A 22,869-nucleotide genomic window follows, 5' to 3' on the forward strand; every position below is an offset into this window, starting at 1 on the left:
AGCAGGAAGCATTAGCACCTCCTGCTCTGGTCGAGCGACTAATCCCTTCCGAGATCAACCTGCTCATACTCAATTGTGGGGGAGCTTCGAATGTGCTTATCCCCAAGAAAATTGCCCCTAACAGAAGGCTAAATCAAAATCTATCTCTCAAAATTTAAGGAAATCGGCGTCTCATCAAGGACACAAGCGCTGGCATCTGTTAGTAACTAGGAATTTCATGGTTGCTGGCGCGGCTTCAGCATTAAAGCACATATAACAGAATCGCGAAAAAGTGCATCACCGAGCCCGCTACGACAAACAGATGCCACACGGCATGATGATAAGGAAAGCCCCTCCAAATATAAAATATGGAGCCAACTGTATAGAGTAAACCACCAATAATGAGCAGTCGAATACCGCCGGGCATAAGCAAAGCTTGAAGCGGATGCCAAGCAAACACAATTAGCCAGCCCATCATGACGTAAAATAAAGTCGATAGCACTAGGAATTTTTTTGTGAAGAAAGCCTTAAATACGACACCACCGATCGCTAATCCCCAGACAATGCCGAACAATGTCCACCCGAGCGGACTGCGCAAGGTGACAAGCAGCAATGGCGTATAGGTGCCTGCAATAAATAAGTAAATGCACGAATGATCAAACGTTTCGAACAAATCCTTAACCTTACCCTCCGGAAAAGAATGAACTAGCGTTGACGCCGTATAAAGCATAAGCATCGTTACCCCGAATATTGTAAAGCTGACAACATGCCATGCCGTACCCTCTAAGCTAGCGAATACTATGAGTATCACAAGTCCCGCAATACTCAGCAAAGTCGCAAGACCATGCGTGATCGCATTCGCTACCTCTTCTCTTTTTGTATATACGTGTGTATCTGCCATTCTTATGTGCCGCCTTTCCTCTTGCTGTATTAAGACCAATCTATTACTTATATCTATAGTGGGGCTACCCCTTAGCTAACTTAATAGCTTCTGAGACAGCCCCAACTTATTCCGAACTATTTTACTCAATGGATACTTTATAAAAGGAAAGAAGGGGCAGGTAGGTCAATGAATCCAACGGATAATGCTTAGCTGGATCTCTTTCGTAACCACCGTGAACGTAAGCTTGTCCTTTAATCGCTCGACCAAGTGTTAGTTGTATCGTATTTCTTCCAGAAATGCGCCAATGTAGAGGCTCCACAAAACCATCCTCATCTTCAATCGTAAACACCTGCTCATTCGGACCTATGCTGACCAAGTACCCGCCTACATTGTTGAACTCCAATTCAACTGTTAGTTCGCCTTCAGCCTTAACGATGACTTGAGCACGGCTAATTTCCGGAGCCTGATAATGAACATTCCGTCCATATATTGTCGCAAGAGCAGCGCGGGCCATTCTTTCACCAATGAGCAGATTCCCCGCCGGACTATTATGTATTTCATCGGATAAAGGACAATCGATAGCTGGAACAACAGTAACATGAGGAATCTCCTTCGCTACCGCTCGTTGCGCTTCTCTTACGGTTCCCCAAGATTTATTTTCTTCAAGCGTTGGGTTGACACCAGTGTGACGGTTTAATTGGACGGTTATGAACGGTAGATCAGCTACTCCAAGATCTTGTCTCCAATGGCTAACCATAGTACCGAACCTCTTTGCATAGGTAACACTCTCGTCCGGATTCGCATCGCTGCACCCTTGATACCAAACGACACCTCTCACTGAACCACCGGCAGACTGAACGATACTTAGCATATTGCGATAAAGCGTGCCTTCTTCCTCTGGATTCCAAGCCTTCAGCGGAGAGCCACCTAAAGCCGTTTGGATGAGGCCGACCGGATAACCGGTTTCTCGTTTGAGTATTCGTGCAAAAGCTAGGAATGGGGAGTGACCAGGGTTGGCCGTCTCACGATTTTCGATATGAATTGTTTGCGTTGATTCGTTAAAAGGATGGGTAGCCAAGTCCCATTTTCCGCTATTTCGCAATAGGTGAATGCCCATTTCTGGTGCATCGTTAACTGGTCCTTTACCATAGCCGGCTGCATTGCTCTGCCCTGCAATTACCCAAAGATCACCGACTCCCACATGATGGATCATATCTCCACGCAAAGCCCATTCCAGCTCTTGATTTCCATTGATTTGCAAACATGTCTCGATACGATACAAGCCTCCGGCCGGCACGCGTTCTAACCGGACTTTCCAAGCTTGATTGTCTTCCATCACAGCTATCGTCCAACCAACAACCGTCTCAGAGGAATCTTCCCTAACTACCCGGGAATACACTTGAGCTCCAGTTAGCGTTTCCTCGTTTGTTGCCCAAGAGCCTGAAAGCTCAATCGAAGCTACTCCCTCGTGCTGCTGCAAGATGGACCAAGATTGTGGGCCATGCTCAATTACGACACCGATCTGCTTATTGCTCATCTGCTACACCTCATCTTAATAAGTTTTATGAAAAGATTGCTTGTTTAATTGAGCATATGGGTGGAGTTCCTCAGCCATTGTCGCGTTTTGCGACTATGAGGGGCGGCTCGCCTTGGTTTACTCCGCCATTGTCGCATTTTGCGACTATGAGGGGCGGCTCGCCTTGGTTTTCTCCTCCATTGTCGCGTTTTGCGACTATGGAGGGCGGCTCGCCCTGGTTTACTCCGTCATTGTCGCGTTTTGCGACTATGAGGGGCGGCTCGCCTTGGTTTTCTCCTCCATTGTCGCATTTTGCGACTATGGAGGGCGGCTCGCCCTGGTTTACTTCGCCATTGTCGCATTTTGAGACTATGAGGGGCGGCTCGCCTTGGTTTTCTCCTCCATTGTCGCATTTTGCGACTATGGAGGGCGGATCGCCCTGGTTTACTCCGCCATTGTCGCGTTTTGCGACTATGAGGGGCGGCTCGCCTTGGTTTTCTCCGCCATTGTCGCGTTTTGCGACTATGAGGGGCGGCTCGCCCAGGTTTACTACTCCATTGTTGCGTTTTGCGACTATGAGGGGGCGGCTCGCCTTGGTTTTCTCCGCCATTGTCGCATTTTGCGACTATGGAGGGCGGCTCGCCTCATTCTTCCCCATCATTGTCGCGTTTTGCGACTATGAGGGGCGGCTCGCCCTGGTTTTCTCCACCTTTGTCGCGGTTTGCGACTATGGAGGGCGGCTCGCCTCAATTATGTGCTATGTTATTGTTTATCCGCAGGATAGACGAGCCCGACCTGCTTACGAGCCTCGTCCATGACCTCTACAACTAAGAGGGAGTTGGCGTGAGAATTCAAATTAGATTGGCTAGCTCCACTTTGGATCAATTTAATAAACTCCTGAGCTTCGTAGAACATGGCATTGTCTACTTGCGGCCTTGTAATATCCTCGACAGTTCCATCTCGGTAACGAATTTTCACCTCGTCTGGCCTGCTTATTTTATCGAAGATGATCGTACCCTTCTCCCCTTGGATCTCGGCGCTTGCATAGGAATCTACGATTTTGGAATATTGAATGACCGCATCCATTCCCTTGCCTTCATAGGAGAGCAGGATGCTACCCGCGCCATCGACTCCGGAATCAAGCAGCATCGCACTTGCCTGGATTCGGTCTGGCTTGCCGAACAGCACCACTAACGGATAAATACAATAAACCCCCAAATCCATTAACGCCCCATTCGAAAATACAGGGTTAAAAGCATTAGGAATTTCCTCACCTTTTTTGTAAATATCATATCTGGACGAATACTGGCAATAGCTTGCAAAGTAACGCCGAATAGGTCCAATCTTATGTAAGTTTTCTTGAATGGCACCGAAATTCGGTGTAAATGTTGACTTCATCGCTTCCATAAGTACAACGCCTTTATTCGCAGCAACTTCTATCATACGCTGCACCTCGTGGGCATTAGAGGCAAGCGGCTTCTCACACAACACATGCTTTCCATGATTCATGCACAAAATCGCTTGATCAATATGATAGGAATTGGGACTAGCAATATAGACAGCATCCCATTCGGGGCTGGAAGCAAATTGCTCCAGATCTGTGTAAACGTGCGAAATACCGTGCTTGTCCGCAAATTTACGGCCTTGAGCTTCGGTCCTAGAATATACAGAGGTTAGTGTAAAATCCCCGAGCTGGCTAGCTGCATTAATGAATTCTTCTGTGATCCAGTTTGTTCCGATAATACCGAATTTGATCATGATGACAATTCCTTCTCTCTTAGAGGTTAAATAAATCGATTTGCTCTGGCTTTTCTACAACGGGAATGTCCAGCAAACGCATAAACTGCTTAGCATTGCCGGCTGCATGTCCTCCAGAGTTATTGTTAAAAATAACTCCAATCGTCGAAGATTGACCGCACAGCAGCCTAATACGATCCTTCCATTCTTTCAGCTCTTCCTCATTATAGTCGTACAAATATCGTACCTCTCTCCAATTTGGAGCTCCACTTTGGTTCCAGCCGCTAATGTTTCGTCCATGCATCCGAACGAGTGTAAATTCCGAATGACTAGCTTCGAGGACAGTGGGAATCGATCCAAGCCCAGCTTGCGGCTCGTCACAAATGCTATGTATCCAGCCTTCCTCTTTCATAAAGGCAAGCGTCTTCTCTCTATAATTCGGCGCAAACCAGCTCTGATGACGAAATTCAAGCGCGCACGGAAAACCCTCCATACGCTTCTTCGTCTCCCTTAATAAACGTACATTATCCTTCGTACAATCGAACCACGGAGGATATTGAAATAACCCCGCTGCTAATTTACCAGCTTCCATCACAGGCTCTAAGCTCTCACGGAATGCCGCATACATCTCGTTATCCGTTTCATAGTAAGGCTTCCCGCGGAGATGACCCGTCATTCCTTGATAAGCTTTTACTAGAAACTGAAATCCATCAGGCGTTTCCTCTGCATAGCGTGCCATCCGTTCCTTAGGCTGAACCGCATAGAACGAGCTGTCCAGTTCAACAATTGAGAAATACTTGCTATAGCTTTTGAGCTTATCCTTCGCTGTAGTGCCGAGAGGATACAAAGCATCGTGGTCTCCCCAACCCGTCAAGCCGACGAGAATCATTTGTGGCACCTCCACTTTTCTTAATCCATAGTCGATTAAGCATTACCCTGATACTAAAACTTTATCAGACAATCATCAAGTGCTCTCAGCAGATTAAATTCCACTATTAAAACCCATTATTACGAGAAGCAACCTCCGACAATGTATATTACAATCCCATGACAACCGCAACTTTTCGACATTAATTTCGTTCATTATACGTCAAGTCATTCTGAGTTACGTTAAGCAACGACAACAAGAGAGGTGTAAGAAACAGAGAAATGAGAGAATTAAATGTAGAAAATAAGCAAGCTACACTAACCGACACTTACCGAGAGACATCGCCTAGGAAGAAGCGCGGAGGCTCCTTTTTCTTTTATGCCATTGTATGGCTTATTTTAATTTCTTGCGGTGTTTTCGGGGCCAAGCTCTATTCCGACCACATTCAGCAGCAAGTCTCCTCAGATTTAGAGAAGCAAACAGCTAGTCAATTATCCGCTATGCAGCGAGATTACGACGTTCGCTTAACCAAGCTCGAAGATGGCTATAAGGAGCAGCTCTCTCAGATGGATGGCAAGATCCAAGCACTTAACGAGCTGCTTACGTTTACGAAAGACAATGCGGACTCCAAGACCGACAACAGTAACAAGCTCTATTCGCAATTAGCCGAAGTGAAGAAGCAGCTGAGTGAGCTCAAAAAGAGTCTGGATGTTCTCAAATGAGCGGATTATCGATACGGTATATTAATCGAACGATTCTTCTTGCCTGCACACCTTTCATTGGAATGATAATATGGATGCTAATAGCGAACATTGGAGTTGTAATGACAGAGGATTCATTTCCACAGCATGTGAGTGAAGCTACGGATCCAAGTCGCTCTTCCTCCAAAACAATAGAAGCGCTTGGACAAGCAGAGACTATTGCCAATGGAACAGGAAAGTCTATTAAAAAGCAATTGACCTTATACAACAAGACGAATGCAGACATGAAACAAATTGCTACCCTAGCGAAAAGCCAAGCCTCGAGGCCCTATCAAATTTATGATCGACGGATTACTGGCAAGCTAGGAAAACCTGCCTCTACTATTCAGTCAGACAAGCTTCAAGCTCAGCTATTTTACTTGGGAACGGACAACTTTCAAGCCTATGCTCTGAAAATAAAGCTTAAGCACAAGGATGCAATGAAGCTAGTGCTTGGAAATGACAAGCAGGGTGGAGCGGAAACAACATTGTCTGCGGTTAATCGGTATAAAGCCGCTGTCGGCGTTAATGCTGGGGGCTTTGCAGATAGTGGAGGTAAACGTTATCCGCTTAGCACCACGGTCGTTGACGGACAATATGTGGGTGACTTTCAAGCGTCCTTTAAAGACTTGTTCTTCGTTGGACTAGACGACAACAACAAGCTTGTTGGAGGGAAATTTTCTAGCAAGGAGCAGTTAGACGCTCTCGGCCCTAAATTCGGAGCATCCTTCGTGCCAGTCCTACTGCAAAATGGCCGTAAGACAGAGATTCCTTCTAAATGGCAAACGAGTCCGAAACGTGCGCCGCGCACAGTCATTGCAAGCTATAAAGATGACCAACTGCTTTTCCTTATCGCTGATGGCTATAACGAGAAGGGAAGCTCTGGCGCGACATTGGAAGAGATGCAAATTTTGTTGCAGCGTTTCGGAGCCTTAGACGGCTACAACCTTGATGGAGGCGGCTCGACCTCGCTTGTGTTTAACGGGAGAGTTATTAACACCCCATCCGACGGAAATCTGCGCAAGCTTCCTACTAACTTCTTGTTTTTTAAGTAAATGTACATATGCGAATGAATAAGCAAACTAACATGTCTTCTCACATCGAGGGGGCATGTTAGTTTTTTTAAACATATTTTTGTGCGCATTGCCAGTTTCCTTTCTCTCATTCTTCCATTACAATCAAATCAGATATTCATGTCATTTTTTATAACATCATTGTTATGCAGAGGGGATAGCTATGAGCATTGAAGCAGACAACAGCGCGATTTCCCCTTCCATTCCACAAGGGATGCTTCTCGCCTATTTTCAGCCGATTATCGCACTAGAGACCGGCAATATTGTTGGATACGAAGCACTTGGCAGACAGCTTAAAGATGGAATTATTAGTAGCTTGGGACCCTTCTTCTCCGATTCGAGCGTACCTGTCGAGCAGCATGTATGTGTCGACCGCTTACTTCGCGAGCAGGCAATCTCCAAGCTTAGCACGTTGATAGACCCTCCAACCATATACATCAATTTAAAGCCTTCGTGGATTTATCAGCACTACAAAAGCTCAGGAGAGCTGCACACGTTGCAATTACTCGACAAGTATGGGATTAATCCTAACAAGGTTTGCATTGAGATTACGGAGGAAGAATTTTGCGGCTCGATGGCAGAGCTTAATGAAATCATTAACCTTTACCGTGCTCACGGCTGTCAAATTGCCATTGATGACATTGGCACAGGCTTCAGTAATTTCGATCGAATCGCTCAAATACAGCCTAATCTATTAAAGGTCGATATTCATTTGATGAAAAAAAGTGCAAGCCATAGCGGTTATTTGGGAGTTCTGCGTTCGTTCTCCACTTTGGCAGAGCAAATTGGGGCCTCCCTTCTAGTAGAAGGTGTGGAGACGAGTCAGGATCTTAAACGCGCCATTCAAATCGGGGCTAGATATGTTCAAGGCTTTTTGTTCTCTCAGGCTGAGCCTGAATTTCGATCTAAAGAAACTTTCGCTACATTAATAGAGACCGCGCTAGATGAGCACCGACAGCAGCTTCAAGCGTCTAGGCAATTGTGGGAGCAGTTAGGAAAAGATCTCGTCAGCACCATACAAACGTCCGGAATCCACACTTTTCTAGAGCAAGCCCAGAAATTATCACCCGGAGGTTCGGATGCCTACATGGATTCAGAACTGGCCGATGAAGTCGTTGCACATCTATTGCCTCACTTGGATATATCCTGTATGCGCGTGTATCTTTGCCGCAGTAACGGCATTCAAATATCAGCAAACCATTATCGTAATCATACAGAAACCTGGCAAATAAACTTAGATTACCGTAAGGCGGATTGGAGCTGGAGACCTTATTTCATCCCTCATCTCTCGCATGATGATTCACGAATTGAAGCTAAAGTTTCAACCAAATATGCAGATCTGGATACACATGCGTGGATCAGAACCCTTTCCATTCCCATCAGCAAGGAGCTCGTGCTCCTCATCGATATTGCGGATAATACTGATTAGGCTTATTTAGGTCATGTTGGGGATTTGAGAGCATTAGACATACAAAGTATGGTTAATCGTCAGATGGACGAGGTTTGGGGAGCATTAGACATACTATGTATGGTTAATCGTCGGATAGACGAAAATGTAGCCGTCAGGGAAATTCGCCCTGACGGTCCTTTCGAGTTTGGTGGGTGTGTAAGGGAACACCCACCCGAATACCCCTCTGCCTACTTTACAAACTCTACCGTATAGCCCTTTTTCTCCAGTAAAGAAACTAGTCCCTGTTTACCGACCATGTGCAAGGAGCCGACTGCTACTAAGTATGTTCCGTCTTCCCCATCTGCTAGGTGATGATCAATTTTTTTAACCATCTCAATGTTCCGATTAACGAGGAAATTGTTGTTATACTCATCGAATAGCTTCCCCATCGACTTTTTACCTTCTTTTTCATATTGGACATGCATGTTTTTCAGCAAATCTAGATTGCCCAGTGTCCACATGTCCATTAGCTGCTTAAGTCCAATAGCCCCTAACTTAGAGTTAGCTACAGTTTGATGAAAATAAAGCTTTTGCAATTCATCCGAAAACCCATCAAACAGCCCAATTTGCGACTCCATGCTTTCCAGCTCTATGACTGTTTTGCCACTATTATGGGCTTTCTTAGCAATATACTTGTCGATTCCATCGGAGCTCATGTACTTCATTGCCGGTAAGCCTTCCAAAGTCATAGCTGCATACCACGGCTCATACGTATCGAATATCTTAACACCGACACCCAATGACTTCTTCATAACCTTTTCAAATTGCGTATAATCCTCTTCCGACACATGATCCTTTAAGCTAGTTCCATCCGTCAAAAGTGCCTTCTCATTAACAAGCTTCAACGTCTCCATCTGATCTACTTTGGTCAAATCCAGCTCAAGAGCAATGAAATCTGACTCGTCTATGGCCTGCTCCAATTCTGGAACAAGCGGATACATCGCTTCCCTTGTCACATGAATGGTACCGACCAAGTAGCCTTGATTTTTTCCTCCGGAAATTTTCCAAAGAAAGCCTTTGGAGCCTGAACCTTGATCGGATGAATCCTCTGTGGATGGCGTAGTTGACGGCTCAGTTGATGATACAGATACAGCTGCAGATTCCGAAGGTACGGGCGTTGTAACCACTGCTAACTCTTTGTTATTTCCCTTAGAGCCCGAGCTACAAGAAGCCAGTACCAGTGCAACCAATAATACTGCGAAAATTGTATAAATCCTCTTAATCATTTTATCTCTCCCCCCCCCCCTTCAGAGCTTTCGCGTTTTTATTATCCTCATATGTCTCTATACAGTCTGACTCTCCTGGCCCTTCCGCTCCGAAGGCAGCAAGTTGACAACAATAAGGTTTACTATAGCAATCGCCAGAATAAGGGTAAATATGAGATGCATTCCGTCTGCCATCTTCACAGGCGTTTCTACTGTCACCACGTGATTAAACAGCATCCCGAATACGGCAACCGCGACCGTCTGGCCTAATGCACCCATTAATGAGTTCGTTGACGTTGCTACCCCCCGGTTATTTCCCGCAGCTGCGTTCTGAATAGTTACGATAGCCGTAGTGCTAAGAAATCCCATACCGAACCCAATAACAATTACAATTCCGATAATTTGAAGATAGGAGGAGGTCATATCAAAAGTATAAAGCCAGATCGCTCCTCCCATTACAAAAATCGTCCCTAACGTCATGAACCTTTTCGCACCAAAACGGAACATATATCTTCCAGATAGATTAGCAGCGATAGGCCAAGCAATTGACATAGGCATGAGCATCAAGCCTGACTTAGTAGCGCTGTACCCCATAACATTCTGTATCCAGAGTGGAATATATATCGTAACCCCAGCAACAACGCAAAATCCAAAAAAACCTAGCACATAGGGAATTGCCATCCGTCTTTCGCGAAATAACAGCAATGGCAGCATGGGCTCCTTCGCCTTTGTCTCCACGCGTAGGAACAGTAGCAGAAAAACAGCAGCTAATAGGAAAAGAACCAATATGATCGAAGAGTCCCAAGCATAGGTCTCGCCACCAGTCAGCAATGCAAGAAGTAAGCTAGAGATACATATGGTAAAGGTTAATGCCCCGAGATAGTCAATGCTCTTGGATACCTTAGAGAAGCGTTCATGTAGGAACCCAAACACGAGGATAAAAGATATAATGCTAACCGGAATATTCATATAGAAAATCCAGCGCCAAGAGATCGTATCGACGAAGTAGCCGCCAACGAACGGTCCAATTAAGCCAGCGATCGACCATACGGAAGCAAGAATACCTTGAACCTTACCCCGCTGCTCACCTGTGTATAAATCTCCTATAATGGTAAACGTGACGGGTGTCAGTGCGCCAGCACCTATTCCTTGAATAGCCCGAAACCAAATCAGCTCAGGCATGGATTGGGCAGCACCACATAGTATTGAGCCAATCAAGAATAAGGCTAACCCTACTGTAAAAATAGACTTTCTTCCATAGAGATCCGCCAGCTTCCCGAATATGGGAGTTGTGACGCAAGTCGTCAGTGTATAGATTGAAAATATCCAGCTAAGCAGACTTAACCCATTTAAGTCCTTAGCAATGCTTGTCGTTGCCGTCGTAACAACGGTAGAATCGAGTGCACCGATGAATAGCGCGGCCAGGAGTCCTATGGTTACGACAGTACGATTTGTTCTCTTTTGAGACATTATTAAGTCCTACTTCCTTTGGTTTATCGCAATCCATTCCTATTAAAAAGAAAGAGGCCCTGCACGAATGAAAGGCCTCTTACTAGTTAAGCTTCTTATTCTAATGATTCGGATGTTCTTCAATCACTTTAACGGCATTTGTAATTTCTCTTAATACATCAGATTGCAGCTGCGGCTCCAAGTAATGCGCTTTAATGTAGGCTTCGCCGGCCTGGCTTGACGTATAGTGAGGAGTAAGATGATTGAGTGTCAGCAAAATAATATCTAGCTGGCATTTATCACAAGCACATTTCAATGCCCCGGTCTTTACGTAATTATCTTCGAATAAATGACTAACAATAGGCTCCATCACATTAAGAATGGACAAGTCCCGAGATGAAATCAATATTAACACTCCTTTTGGAAATCCAATTTCATTATACTAAAAAACAGAATCCTAAACATTAACAATTTTTTAGTTATGAGCTTATCTTTCTATACCCCTTTAATAACTGCGATGGGGTGGCATTTGGCAACAACAGAAGCCAGTTGGGCACCAACAACGCTATCAATAATTTGATCAATGCTTTTGTAGGCTTGGGGACTTTCATCTAGAATTGATTCCAACGACTTGTGATTCACAATAATTTCATCCTCTTGCCCAATACGCATAGATGAAGCGAATTCCTCTACTGTTACTAGCTGTTTCGAAGCATTCCTAGAGCGAATGCGCCCTGCACCATGACAAATGGAATAATGATTGCTTTCACCCTCCGGACGACCAACCATTAGATATGAAGCTGAACCCATTGAGCCTGGAATGAGCGCTGGATGACCCGTATTCAAAAAAGGCAATGGATTATCCGGATGACCCGGAGGCAATGCACGAGTCGCTCCTTTGCGATGTACGAAAAAGGATTTACCTCTCTGCTCTTCTTCCCAAGCATAATTGTGCATTAAATCATACAACGTGCTCATTTCGAATTTGGGGCCTAGCACTTCTCTACACGCTTCTCGAATGCTATTAGCAATGAGATGGCGATTAACGACTGCATAGTTAAGTGCCGAGTACATCAGATTCAAGTAAGCTTGACCTGCATCGCTGTGAAGCGGCGCAAAGGCAAGCTTGGGATCAGCCGTGCCTAAGCCGTTCATGCGCATGAACTTGGCAACCTCCGATCCACAGTGTTGATTAACAGAACCACCCCATGCACGCGAGCCAGAATGAATCATAATGACAATTTGACCATCCACCAATCCCCACTGCTCCGCAACTTCTCGATTATCCTCATGAATTTCGATCGTTTGGATTTCTGCAAAATGATTCCCCCGACCAAGCGTCCCTAACTGGCGATGCGCTCTATGCCATACCTGCTCTGGAATTCGCTCTAAATAGCTTTCATCGAATTGAAATCGGCTATGCTCGACATGGGTCAGTGAGGTTGCTTTACGAGGGGTATAGGCATCTGGTACATATTTTTTAGGAAGCCCATGCAGCCCCTTTACTACAATTTGCTCTAAGCGAAAGTCCGAATAATGACCGCGGGCTTGCTCTTCAACCGGAAGCATACGCTCGATTGCCTTTACAAGCCTTCGCCGCAGCTTCACATCCTTCAAATCATGAGCTGATAAATTCGTTAGGTGCACGCGCATCCCACAGCCAATATCGCTCCCTACAATGGAAGGCGATACGAATGCATTTTCTGTGTCCCATACTGCTGTTGTCCCGATGCATGTACCTATGCCAACATGAACGTCCGGGGTATAGCCCATATAGCGGATGTTCGGAATTTGTAGGTTGTTGTTGGCCATCTCGAACACCTTTCCGTCCAACGCATTGTATAATTCGTTGCTGGCATACACATGAACATCTCCTGCAGTGAGCTTCATTTGCCTATAATAAGTGTTTGTATTTCCGTTTGGTTGTTCTGTTAACATATTGTTCATCATTTCCTTTATCTTTTTTTTATTTGGTTGGAACGCTTGAAATAACACAAAAAGACCGCAAGCCATAGCTCGCGGTCTTCTTGTGCAAAGAAAATACTAAAGGAATACGATCGGTTACGGCATCCGCCGTCCGTCGCTAAACCTTCTTCTTCCTTGCCAATTCCCGTAGAGGCCAATGGACATGTCTCTTCATATTCAGTTTCTGTGCTGCTGCGATGGAACTCATTGCTGGTGTAGGGTTAAATAGGGTCATGTTCATTGGCCTCCTTTCATAATTTGATAACGCTAATCATAAGCGGGGTGGGAAGTTCTGTCAATCCTTTATTTATCCTTTTTTATTTCAAAATTCTCGAGACAAGACTTACATATACAGGTCTTGTTTATCAGCTCGGGAGGGACGCTTTTGAAAATATCAGGCGGAAATGTGGCTTTGCTGCACCAACAGGAGCCTTGCGGCAGTCCTGACAAATTACCACAATTGTTGCCCTTGCCACACAAGGGACAATGATTGGCGTTATTCGCTTGCATCAGGTTAATTCCCCCTTCCCTTGTGTGCAGCCGCTTTGAATACATGAGAAAGGCGAGAGCTTCATAACGAGCTCTCGCCTTTCTCACAGCTATTTCGACTGTTAGATTACCAGTTTCTAGCTTTCAAGAATTGAACTGCTGCAGCAATATCTGCCTCAGGATTTGTTCCGACTTCGCGTTCGATCGTAAGATATCCATTATAACCGATGTCTCTTAGGGCTTTCAAATAAAGCTCCCAATTCACACCACCCTGTCCTAGTGGAACCTCCCTGAACGCATCTCCCGATTCGGCATCCTCAGCTATTTTGTCATGATCAAGTCCCTCGTAGCCAAGGAAGCCATAAATTTGACGAGGATCAACCTCACGAAGCCTAATCCCATCCTTAGCATGCGTATGGACGATATAGTCCTTCAGATTATGGACTCCTTGAGCCGGATCATCACCAGTTACCATGACCATATTAGCAGGGTCAAAATTTACAGAGAGTCCATTCGAGCTTAGACCATCTAGAAAGCTCTTCAAATGCGCTGACGTCTCCGGTCCCGTCTCAATCGCAAAATACGCATTCATGCTCGTTGCATAACGACTCAATTCATCGCAAGCATTGTGCAACGATTCATAGATTTCGCTGTTACGGTCATCCGGAACAATTCCGATATGGGTAGTTACGACGTTCGTGCCCAATTCGACAGCCAAGTCCAATATACGTTTAGATTTTTCTATTTTCTCTGCATTAACCGTCTTATCTTGAAAGCCATGTCCGCCAAGATCACCAACTAATGCCGATATTTGCAGACCTAACGATTCAATATAGGACTTATATTCCTTGCGTGCTGAGGACGACAAATTTGCCGGATCCATTTCTCCCGATACCGCATAAATTTGAACGCCATCTGCCCCTACTTCGCGTGCTTTAATAAGTCCTTCACGAACACCTACTCTAAAGCTATCCACGATGACTCCAATTTTCCAAGGTTGCAAAATTTCTGTCATATTAATCATGCTCCTTTAGCCTATTAGACTTCTTCCCATAATCTTTTGACATTATTAAGCGCTACCTCAGTAGCCATTACGCATGGCTCCATGCCTTCGAATTCAATAGAAAGGTACCCGTCATAGCCGGAATTTTTTACGATCCGTAGCACGGAACGAATGTCGAGGTCCCCCTGTCCAACAATAGCACCACGCAAGAAATTACCCCCAGAAGAACGGAACCAGCCCGCTCCTGGATCTTGATATTCTGGTCTCAGATAGAAATCCTTCACGTGAACGATAGATGCATAAGGAATGTTATTGCGCACTGCAGTTACTGGATTCTCATCAACGCATACAAAATTACCAATATCTAATGTCGTGCGGAAGTTATCCCGATTTACTTCATTTATTAAAGCTTGAACTCTATCACTTGCCTGAATGTAATAGCCGTGATTTTCAACGCTTGTTGTAATTCCAAAGGCTGCGGCATAATCCGCAATGGCACGACAAGCATCAGCTAGCTTAGGCAAATCCTTCATAAATTGCTTGATAGATTTATCTTCGGAATTTGCAACGTCATGTCGCATAAGCTTTACGCCTAAGGCAGCCGCGACATCGACCTCTCTTTTTACCCGTTCAATCTCTGCTTCATAAGCTTGCTCATCTAGACCAGCAAAATTAGCACCAATGGCATAATTAGAAATATCAATACCAACCTCAGCCGCTTTACTCTTAATGGCTTGAATCAGCTCAGGGTTATCCACTAGATCCAATCCAAGCGAAACAACCTCAACATGCTCCCCACCCATATCTGCTATACGACCGATGACTTGAAGGATGTCCATTGATCCAGCCTGAACCTCTTGCCAGAAGCAGTAAGTACTTATACCGAATTTCATAAGTGAACTTCCTCTCCTTTAGCAGCAGATTCATAGATTGCACATAGAATCTTCATCATTTCTACTCCATCCTCAACAGGGCTCAGAGGCTGTTCGCCTTTGACGATACAATCAATGAAATGATTGATTTCGTTCTGGAATGCAGGCTCCCCTTGGAATCCCGCCTCGCTGTTCGTTTGCGGCTGGATATTAAGGATAGTGTTGTACTTCTCAGTCACGATGGCAATCTCAGGATCGATCTCGAAGCCACCCTTGTCCCCATATAGCTTCACAGAGCCTTCATCTTGCTTGGCATGAAGAGAGTAGCTCACATCAACTAGAATAGACGCGCCATTTTCGAAACGAATTAGAGCATTAGCCATATCCTCTACCGTATTTTTCGAGGCATCATAATCTGCCGCTTTGTAGAAGCTCAAATGCTCAATATGTGAACGATTGCCTAGCTTCTTGTACGTATTGGCGCTTACTGTTTTAACCTTTGGTCTGCCCATCAAGTACCAGCAAAGATCAATAACGTGAACGCCGATATCGATAAGCGGGCCTCCACCAGAGCGTTCAACATCAGCGAACCAGCCACCAGGATTGCCAAGACGGCGAATCGTCGAAGCTTTAGCATAATACAGGTCTCCGAATTCCCCTTGGTCAGCGAATTCGCGGAGCATAACTACGTTTGGATCAAATCTGCGAACATAACCAATTTGTAGCAGCTTGCCTGATTCACGAACTGCTTCCTGAACTTCAAGCGCTTCTGCAACCGTGCGGCATAGTGGTTTTTCAACAAGCACATGCTTGCCGGCTTTAAGCGCAGCTATACTGATCGAAGCGTGGGTATTGTTCCAAGTACAGATGCTTACTGCATCAATATCTGGATCAGCCAGTAAAGCATTATAATCTGTATACGTTTTGCTAGCTCCATATTTCGTTGCAACTTGACGCGCCCTGTCCTCGTTCAAATCACAAATTGCACTAATAGTTGCGTTGGGGTTCTGTGAATACGCATTCAAATGCGTTTCTGAAATAGATCCAGTTCCGATGACACCAATTCTAATTTGGCTCACTTTGCTCAACTCTCCCTATGAATAACATTTATTCTTAATTCGTATTATAATGGGATTAGGTTTAGTTGCCATGAATAAGCATGCTATTTGTTTGTACAATCGTGCTATGCAGGAGTGAGGAACATGGAGAGAGTAGCTTCATTACGCGAACCGATGGACATGCCTGACCCGACATTTCCTATTAAGATTAACCCTCGCCAGACCTATACTATGGTTGTAGGGGAAACTCTATTTGTTCATCATTGGCACGAGCATATGGAATTTTTATTTTTTGTAGCTGGAAAAGCAACAATTGAGTGCGGATCTGTTCCCATTTCGTTCGAAGCAGGCGAGCTATGCGTTGTTAATAGCAACGAGCTGCATTATGGAATTGCGGCTTCAGAGGATTTATCCTATTATGCGATGATTGTTGATGTCTCTTTACTTCACAGTCATTCCATTGATGCTATAGAAACTAAGTTTATTACACCGATTATCCAAAACCGAATTTTATTTCAAAATTACATTTCTAAAGACGAAGAAGTAACTCAATGTATGCATGCCATCATTAGAGAGTTAGACAATAAAGAGCTAGGCTATGAGCTATCTGTTAAATCCTACCTCTATCAACTACTGTCCATTCTCGTTCGTAAGTATCTTGCAACACTAACCGAGCTTGACCAATATCGTCTCAGACTTAAGGAGCTAGAACGGCTCTCTCCTGTCTTTGCCTATATTGACGAGAACTATCAGGACAAGCTTACCGTGCAGTTGCTTGCCGATCATATTGGTTTGAGTCGGTTTCATTTCAGCCGATTGTTCAAACAGGTGACCGATAAATCGTTAGTTGAATTCATTAATCTAGTCCGCATTAACAAATCCGAAAGCTTGCTTCGTAACACACGCATGAATATATCAGAAATCGCTCTCGCAACCGGATTTAGTGATATTTACTATTTTAGCCGGACGTTCAAAAGAATGAAGAAGGTGTCTCCCACGAACTGGAGAAACAATGACACTGAGGGCATAGAAGAAAGTGCACCGGCTGATTGATCGCCCGTGCACTTTGTTTGTTTACAGAATCATGCGATTTTTGGTATATCGATTTGCGTAAGAGGAGGCGCCGTAGGCATCGGGCTTTACTCGCGGGGCATACATTCCCATCGCTTCCACGCGATCGACCATTTCTTGAACATAGAGGGCTGTTTGATTTACAACTAGTTCGGTGCCTGCATCAATGTCAATGTAGGCTTCAAGCATAGCCCCTTGACAGATGTTCGGAAGGAGTAGTTCCTCCATCTTCATGACCGCAATTTCATCGAAGTAACTTGCTACCCTTTGCGAAAAAGAGGTTTCCAGCATTAGCTTCTCCCTAATCGAGGTGAGCTGTCTTGGAACCGCTAGCTCACGATAACACGCCCATGCTCCTTTCCCTCTTCGATGAATGACGATACCTGTCACAAACTTTGTTTGCCCACGGTGAACCTGACTATCGGTACCGATAACAAAATGATAAGAGCTTCGCGGATCTTGGGTAATAAAGCTCAAAATCCGTTCGAGCACATGATCAAGGCTTAACTCACTCTCCGAAACATTCTGAAAGCTCAAATCGTCCCAAGTTGAAATTGTACTCATCATCGTCAATACATTCACCTCTGCCATGCATGCTGTCTTATTATCTATTGTATGGCGTCAATGACCGGACTCGAACCAAAGCACCTCAGTAAACCTCCTTTTCTTATAGCTGGCTTGTTTATCGCATGAGTTTACTCGCAAGGGAAAGGACACTATAATTAATAAAGTAACTCCATTAACAAAATGAAAACCCAGACAAAGGGGATTTTTTATATGCTGAGCAAAGTACTTATAGTAACCGCCGTCGAAGCTGAAAAAGAGGCGGTTTTACGAGGTTTATCAGGAGACAGCCGCTTCGAGGTGCTAGTTGGGGGAGTCGGGCCTGTAGCTGCGGCGGTTAGCACTGCTACTAAATTAGCTTGGGCTTCGATTGCGGATTCGAGAGCTGTAACACCGCGTTACGATTTAGTTGTTAGTGCTGGTATCGGTGGAGGGTTCGAGGAACAAGCAGCTATCGGCTCTATCGTCATTGCAAATGAGGTTATATCCGCAGATCTTGGGGCGGAAACCCCCGAGGGCTTCGCAAGTGTGGACAAGCTGGGATTCGGGAGCAGTCGTTTGCAGGTAGATTTAGAATTGTCGTCCCGATTGGCGGAAGCCATACTCGCCGGGGGACATTCGGTATGTGTTGGTCCTATTCTTACGCTGTCTACGGTTACAGGTACAGCCTTGACTGCTTCGGAGCTAGCTGAGCGAATTCCGGGAGCAGCAGCCGAAGCGATGGAAGGGTATGGTGTTGCCGCTGCGGCTCATAATAGCGGGATTCCTTTCATAGAAATACGCACAATTTCCAACAAAGTCGGTCCCCGTGATAGAGCAGCATGGCGTATCGGAGATGCCCTCGCCGCACTTGAAATAGCAAGCACTCGCTTATCGGAGGTAATCTAATGAAAATCGCATTTTCACCTTGTCCGAATGACACCTTTGTTTTCCATGCTTTAGTACACGGACTTATTCCGGGCACACCGGAGTTCGATGTCACTTATGCAGATATTCATATTACTAACAATCTAGCTGCCAATTCTGATGAGCTGGATATTATGAAAATTTCCTTTGCCGCCATGCCATGGATTTCCCCCGAGTATAAGCTCATTCCTTGCGGTGGTGCTCTTGGCCGGGGATGTGGACCTTTGGTTTTGACGGCTGGGGGGAGTATTGATGGTGGGGCTGATGGTGGGGCTGCGGGAAGTAGTGATGGTGGCGTTGCTGGAAGTACTGATGAAATCGCGGCGAAGGGTGCTTCTCTTCTTTCTGGCAAAAGAGTCGCCGTACCAAGCGAGCGTTCTACTGCTTATTTGCTATTCCGACTTTGGGCAGCGCAGAACGTCCCCGGCGGTATCGGTGAAATTGTGGTAATGCCTTTTCACGAAATTATGCCAGCAATTCGAGATGGTCTCATCGACGCTGGTCTCGTTATCCACGAGGCTCGCTTTACTTACCAGAATTACGGCCTCTCCAAAGTCGTAGATTTGGGAAGCTGGTGGGAATCCGACACAGGGTTGCCTATTCCACTAGGGGCGATTATTGCTCGTCGTTCTCTAGATCTTGCCACGATCAGCACATGGATTCGCAAGTCAGTAGAATATGCTTGGCAGCATCCAGATGCTTCTAAGGAATATGTACTTCACCACGCTCAAGAAATGGACCCAAGTGTCGCTCAATCTCACATCGACCTGTATGTCAACGAATTTACAGCTGATTTAGGAGACGAAGGCTTTGCCGCAATAACCAATCTGCTACAACGTGCCATGGACGAGGGGCTAGTCCCCCAAATGGATTTAGCAGCTCTGAGATAGCAAAGACATTAGCTTCACAAAGCCATCACTTTAGTACAACTACACACCAACATTCCCGAAACATAAGACACAATTAGCAACAACGATCCAAAACATCTCTAATGACTCACTCAAGCTACCTTGTAAGATCAATAACGATTAAAAACATTCTACTTGAGCCAATATGACTCACCCAAACGCCAAAAAGTCAGCAACGACGATACAAAACATCTTTAATGGCAACTCAGGCTACCTCGGGAGAGCAATAACGATTAATAACATTCTACTTGAGCCAATATGACTCATCCAAACGCCAAAAAGTCAGCAACAACGATACAAAACATTGCTCTTCCACCGTTCCACCCAGGGTTCGAGACCAATAAGGATGAATTACATCCTACTTCTTTAAATGCAGAGTACTAGAACGCAAAAAAGTCCTAGTACTCTGCTCACTAGGTCCGGAAGAGGCTCGATTGGTGCGCGTTGTACGATTATTTCGAGCAACGTGTCTCGGAAGCGGCACGATTGGGGCGAGTTGTACGATTATTTCGAGTAACGAGGCTCGGAAGAGACAGGTTTGATGGGCGTTGTACGATTATTTCGAGCAACAAGGCCCGGGAGAGGCACGATTCGTGGGCGTTGTACGATGTTTTCGAGTAACGGGGCTTGAAAGAGGCACGTTTGGTGGGCGTTGTATGATTATTTCGAGCAACAAGGTCCGTAAGCGGCTCGATTGGTGCGCGTAGTACGATTATTTCGAGTAACGAGGTCCGGGAGAGGCACGATTGGTGCACGTTGTACGATTATTTCGAGCAACGGGGTCCGGAAGAGGCACGTTTGGTGCACGTTGTACGATTATTTCGAGCAACGAGACTCAAAAGAGTCATGTTTGTTAAGAGATGTGCGATTATTTCGAGCAACGATAATCGGAAGCGGCGAAAGTGGCCGGGAACGCCCCGTTCACTTAAGCTCAATGCAAAAGGCGTTGGTACAGATAGGTTAAACCTACTATACCAACGCCTTTTGGCTTTTCAGACTATCCCATGCTCTTGATTACGACAAAGCGTATTGTTCTACTTATTCGTAGAGAACAGCTTTAACATCATCGTTGTCGATATTAGTTTTGTCATACCATACGAAGCCGCTGTCGATGATTGGATCAACCTTTTCACCTTTTACTGCAGCTACTGCCGCTTTAACGGTTTCGTAACCAATACCAACTGGGTTTTGGGAAACTGCGCCCGCCATCAAACCATTTTTGATTGCATCGATTTGTGCTTTACCGGAATCGAAGCCGACAACTGTAATTTTACCAGTCATTTTCGTTTCGGATACTGCGTTAATAACACCGATAGCAGAGCCTTCATTAGTACCGAAGAAGCCTTTGATATTCGGATGTGCTTGCATAATAGCTTTTGCAAGGTCGGTAGATTTCAAGTGATCTCCACCGCCGTATTGAATGTCAACGATTTTGATATTCGGATATTTTTCCTTTATTCTGTTAGCAAATCCATCACGACGATCTATCCCTGTACGGCTCGTTTGGTCATGTGCAATGACTGCAACTTCGCCTTCGCCACCAATTAGCTCAGCCATCTTATCAGCTGCAATACCTGCAGCAACGGAGTTGTTCGTCGCTACTGTAGTAACTGGAATAGTGCTTTCAACACCGGAGTCAAATGCAACAATCGGGATACCGGCATCTTGTGCTTTCTTCAAATACGGAATGGAAGCCTGGCTATCAAGCGCTGCAAAACCAATCGCACTTGGTTTCTTGTCCAAAGCAACCTGAAGCATTTCAAGCTGCTTATCTACTTGGGATTCAGTCTCAGGACCTTCGAATGTAATTTCAACATTTAACTCTGCAGCTGCTTTCTCAGCACCGGCTTTAACTGCTTGCCAGAACTGATGCTGGAACCCTTTAGAAATAATCGGGATGTACATTTTTTGATCCGTTGATCCAGCTTTCTTAGAAGGTGCTGCGGCAGCTGGTGATGAATTGTTGTTCTTACTGTTATTGGAACCACAAGCACTGATCACCAATACTAGCGCCAAAACTGATAATAACCATACCTTCTTCATCGTCACGTCCCCTTTGTATTAAATAATTATTGCAAATCTATATCATCTCCAAATGGAGACCATACCGTAGTTAAGCCTTACGACGTCGTAAAATGTCAGCATATACGGCCAGAAGAATAACAAAGCCGACTACTACCGTCTGCCACTCCTGCGGCACCGACAAAATGCGAAGTCCATTCGTTAGCACGCTCATAATTAGCGCACCGATAACCGTACCAACAATCGTGCCTTTCCCACCGCTTAGCGAGGTGCCACCAATAACGACAGCAGCTATAGCTTCCAGCTCATATCCCATACCAAGTGAGGGCTGGGCTGAGTTAAGGCGAGATGCCATCAGAATTCCGGCAAGACCTGTGAACAAGCCAGCAATCATGTAAATGAGGATCTTCCATCTTCCAACGTTAACCCCCGAAAGGCGGGTTGCTTCTTCGTTGCTACCTATTGCAAAGTTGTAACGGCCGACAATTGTCCGAGACAATAAGACGCTGCCGATAATAGCTGCTATGAAGAAAATAACGACGGCGTTCGGAATATCAAAGCCGGGAATGAGATCATTTAATACTGAGCCTAATGAAATTTTCATAAACACTTCACTCTGGGTAAAATAAACCGGCTTCGTGCCAGAGATAATGAGGGCAAGACCTTTGGCAATCATCATCATCGCTAACGTGGCAATGAACGGCGGGATTCCTAATTTTGAAATAGTGAACCCTGATATGAGTCCGCATACCGCCCCTGTCATTAAACCGCCGATAACTCCAACCCAAACCGGAAGTCCCCACATTGTAATGAATACACCCGTCATTACAGCGCTTAATGTCATTACCGTTCCCACCGACAGATCAATACCTCCGGTAACGATAACGAACGTTGCACCTAGCGCCAGTACCCCAATAACTGCAGTCGAGAGCAATATCCCAACAATATTAGAAAAGTGAAAGAAATTACTTGAAGCTATTGAGAAAAAGATAACGAGAAAGATCAAGCTTCCAAAAGCTAAAAACTGCTGTAGCCCTGCATTAAACTTAAAACGCTGTGTCGGCAACTTCTCTGTTTCTACCTTCATTGGGTCCACTCCTTATAAACCGTC

22 protein-coding genes are annotated in these 22,869 nt (G+C 45.2%); 6 read left to right on the forward strand and 16 right to left on the reverse strand.

Annotated elements, in window-relative coordinates:
- Positions 1-241 precede the first annotated feature (241 nt).
- The 5 genes from trhA to KCTCHS21_RS23565 form a co-directional block, all read right to left on the reverse strand.
- Entirely contained in the window at positions 242-880 is a 639-nt protein-coding gene (trhA, locus tag KCTCHS21_RS23545; protein ID WP_130613961.1) for a PAQR family membrane homeostasis protein TrhA, read from the reverse strand.
- A gap of 121 nt (positions 881-1,001) precedes the next feature.
- Positions 1,002-2,399, reverse strand: a complete 1,398-nt coding sequence (locus KCTCHS21_RS23550; RefSeq protein ID WP_130613964.1) for a sialate O-acetylesterase — start codon at positions 2,397-2,399, stop codon at positions 1,002-1,004.
- 70 nt (positions 2,400-2,469) lie between these two features.
- Complete coding sequence (locus KCTCHS21_RS31260; protein ID WP_130613966.1) at positions 2,470-2,988, reverse strand: hypothetical protein; 519 nt, start codon at positions 2,986-2,988, stop codon at positions 2,470-2,472.
- A gap of 152 nt (positions 2,989-3,140) precedes the next feature.
- Complete coding sequence (locus tag KCTCHS21_RS23560) at positions 3,141-4,136, reverse strand: Gfo/Idh/MocA family protein (RefSeq protein ID WP_130613968.1); 996 nt, start codon at positions 4,134-4,136, stop codon at positions 3,141-3,143.
- Positions 4,137-4,155: 19 nt separating this feature from the next.
- Positions 4,156-5,004, reverse strand: coding sequence for a DUF72 domain-containing protein (locus tag KCTCHS21_RS23565; RefSeq protein WP_130613970.1), 849 nt, complete (start codon positions 5,002-5,004; stop codon positions 4,156-4,158).
- Positions 5,005-5,264: 260 nt separating this feature from the next.
- Between KCTCHS21_RS23565 and KCTCHS21_RS23570 the strand changes: the two genes are divergently transcribed.
- The 3 genes from KCTCHS21_RS23570 to KCTCHS21_RS23580 all read left to right on the forward strand — a co-directional run bounded on the left by KCTCHS21_RS23570 (position 5,265) and on the right by KCTCHS21_RS23580 (position 8,225).
- Positions 5,265-5,705 (forward strand): hypothetical protein, encoded by a 441-nt coding sequence (locus KCTCHS21_RS23570; RefSeq protein WP_130613973.1) that lies wholly within the window; start codon positions 5,265-5,267, stop codon positions 5,703-5,705.
- Positions 5,702-6,778 carry a phosphodiester glycosidase family protein gene (locus tag KCTCHS21_RS23575; protein WP_130613975.1) on the forward strand — a complete coding sequence of 359 codons (1,077 nt, stop codon included), beginning with the start codon at positions 5,702-5,704 and terminating at the stop codon, positions 6,776-6,778. Before KCTCHS21_RS23570 ends, KCTCHS21_RS23575 begins: the two co-directional genes overlap by 4 nt.
- A 181-nt stretch (positions 6,779-6,959) precedes the next feature.
- Positions 6,960-8,225: an EAL domain-containing protein gene (locus tag KCTCHS21_RS23580; protein ID WP_130613977.1), complete on the forward strand. Its 1,266-nt coding sequence runs from the start codon at positions 6,960-6,962 to the stop codon at positions 8,223-8,225.
- Between the two features lie 209 nt (positions 8,226-8,434).
- Here KCTCHS21_RS23580 and KCTCHS21_RS23585 read toward each other — a convergent pair whose 3' ends face one another.
- The 8 genes from KCTCHS21_RS23585 to KCTCHS21_RS23620 all read right to left on the reverse strand — a co-directional run bounded on the left by KCTCHS21_RS23585 (position 8,435) and on the right by KCTCHS21_RS23620 (position 16,308).
- Positions 8,435-9,472, reverse strand: coding sequence for a TraB/GumN family protein (locus tag KCTCHS21_RS23585; RefSeq protein ID WP_130613979.1), 1,038 nt, complete (start codon positions 9,470-9,472; stop codon positions 8,435-8,437).
- Positions 9,473-9,529: 57 nt separating this feature from the next.
- Positions 9,530-10,921, reverse strand: coding sequence for an MDR family MFS transporter (locus tag KCTCHS21_RS23590; RefSeq protein WP_130613981.1), 1,392 nt, complete (start codon positions 10,919-10,921; stop codon positions 9,530-9,532).
- 100 nt (positions 10,922-11,021) lie between these two features.
- Positions 11,022-11,306: a late competence development ComFB family protein gene (locus KCTCHS21_RS23595; RefSeq protein WP_130613983.1), complete on the reverse strand. Its 285-nt coding sequence runs from the start codon at positions 11,304-11,306 to the stop codon at positions 11,022-11,024.
- Between the two features lie 89 nt (positions 11,307-11,395).
- Positions 11,396-12,847, reverse strand: a complete 1,452-nt coding sequence (locus tag KCTCHS21_RS23600) for an RtcB family protein (protein WP_130616672.1) — start codon at positions 12,845-12,847, stop codon at positions 11,396-11,398.
- 321 nt (positions 12,848-13,168) lie between these two features.
- Entirely contained in the window at positions 13,169-13,420 is a 252-nt protein-coding gene (locus tag KCTCHS21_RS23605) for a cysteine-rich CWC family protein (RefSeq protein ID WP_331871371.1), read from the reverse strand.
- 61 nt (positions 13,421-13,481) lie between these two features.
- Positions 13,482-14,369, reverse strand: coding sequence for a sugar phosphate isomerase/epimerase family protein (locus KCTCHS21_RS23610; protein WP_130613987.1), 888 nt, complete (start codon positions 14,367-14,369; stop codon positions 13,482-13,484).
- A gap of 23 nt (positions 14,370-14,392) precedes the next feature.
- Positions 14,393-15,250, reverse strand: a complete 858-nt coding sequence (locus KCTCHS21_RS23615; protein WP_130613989.1) for a sugar phosphate isomerase/epimerase family protein — start codon at positions 15,248-15,250, stop codon at positions 14,393-14,395.
- Positions 15,247-16,308 carry a Gfo/Idh/MocA family protein gene (locus tag KCTCHS21_RS23620; protein WP_130613991.1) on the reverse strand — a complete coding sequence of 354 codons (1,062 nt, stop codon included), beginning with the start codon at positions 16,306-16,308 and terminating at the stop codon, positions 15,247-15,249. Before KCTCHS21_RS23620 ends, KCTCHS21_RS23615 begins: the two co-directional genes overlap by 4 nt.
- A gap of 123 nt (positions 16,309-16,431) precedes the next feature.
- On the opposite strand from KCTCHS21_RS23620, the gene KCTCHS21_RS23625 reads away from it, so the two are divergent.
- On the forward strand, positions 16,432-17,340 hold the full coding sequence (locus KCTCHS21_RS23625) for an AraC family transcriptional regulator (RefSeq protein WP_130613993.1): 909 nt from the start codon (positions 16,432-16,434) through the stop codon (positions 17,338-17,340).
- Positions 17,341-17,361: 21 nt separating this feature from the next.
- Here KCTCHS21_RS23625 and KCTCHS21_RS23630 read toward each other — a convergent pair whose 3' ends face one another.
- Positions 17,362-17,949 (reverse strand): ribonuclease H-like YkuK family protein, encoded by a 588-nt coding sequence (locus tag KCTCHS21_RS23630; RefSeq protein WP_232057939.1) that lies wholly within the window; start codon positions 17,947-17,949, stop codon positions 17,362-17,364.
- A 186-nt stretch (positions 17,950-18,135) separates the two neighbouring features.
- On the opposite strand from KCTCHS21_RS23630, the gene KCTCHS21_RS23635 reads away from it, so the two are divergent.
- Positions 18,136-18,810, forward strand: a complete 675-nt coding sequence (locus KCTCHS21_RS23635) for a futalosine hydrolase (RefSeq protein WP_232057940.1) — start codon at positions 18,136-18,138, stop codon at positions 18,808-18,810.
- Complete coding sequence (locus tag KCTCHS21_RS23640; RefSeq protein ID WP_130613997.1) at positions 18,810-19,718, forward strand: 1,4-dihydroxy-6-naphtoate synthase; 909 nt, start codon at positions 18,810-18,812, stop codon at positions 19,716-19,718. The genes KCTCHS21_RS23635 and KCTCHS21_RS23640 overlap by 1 nt, the downstream gene beginning before the upstream one ends.
- A 1,056-nt stretch (positions 19,719-20,774) precedes the next feature.
- Here KCTCHS21_RS23640 and KCTCHS21_RS23645 read toward each other — a convergent pair.
- Positions 20,775-21,779, reverse strand: a complete 1,005-nt coding sequence (locus KCTCHS21_RS23645) for an ABC transporter substrate-binding protein (protein ID WP_130613999.1) — start codon at positions 21,777-21,779, stop codon at positions 20,775-20,777.
- Positions 21,780-21,849: 70 nt separating this feature from the next.
- Positions 21,850-22,845 carry an ABC transporter permease gene (locus tag KCTCHS21_RS23650; protein ID WP_130614001.1) on the reverse strand — a complete coding sequence of 332 codons (996 nt, stop codon included), beginning with the start codon at positions 22,843-22,845 and terminating at the stop codon, positions 21,850-21,852.
- Positions 22,846-22,869: the final 24 nt, after the last annotated feature.

The sequence above is a fragment of the Cohnella abietis genome, assembly GCF_004295585.1.
GTDB classification, from domain to species: domain Bacteria; phylum Bacillota; class Bacilli; order Paenibacillales; family Paenibacillaceae; genus Cohnella; species Cohnella abietis.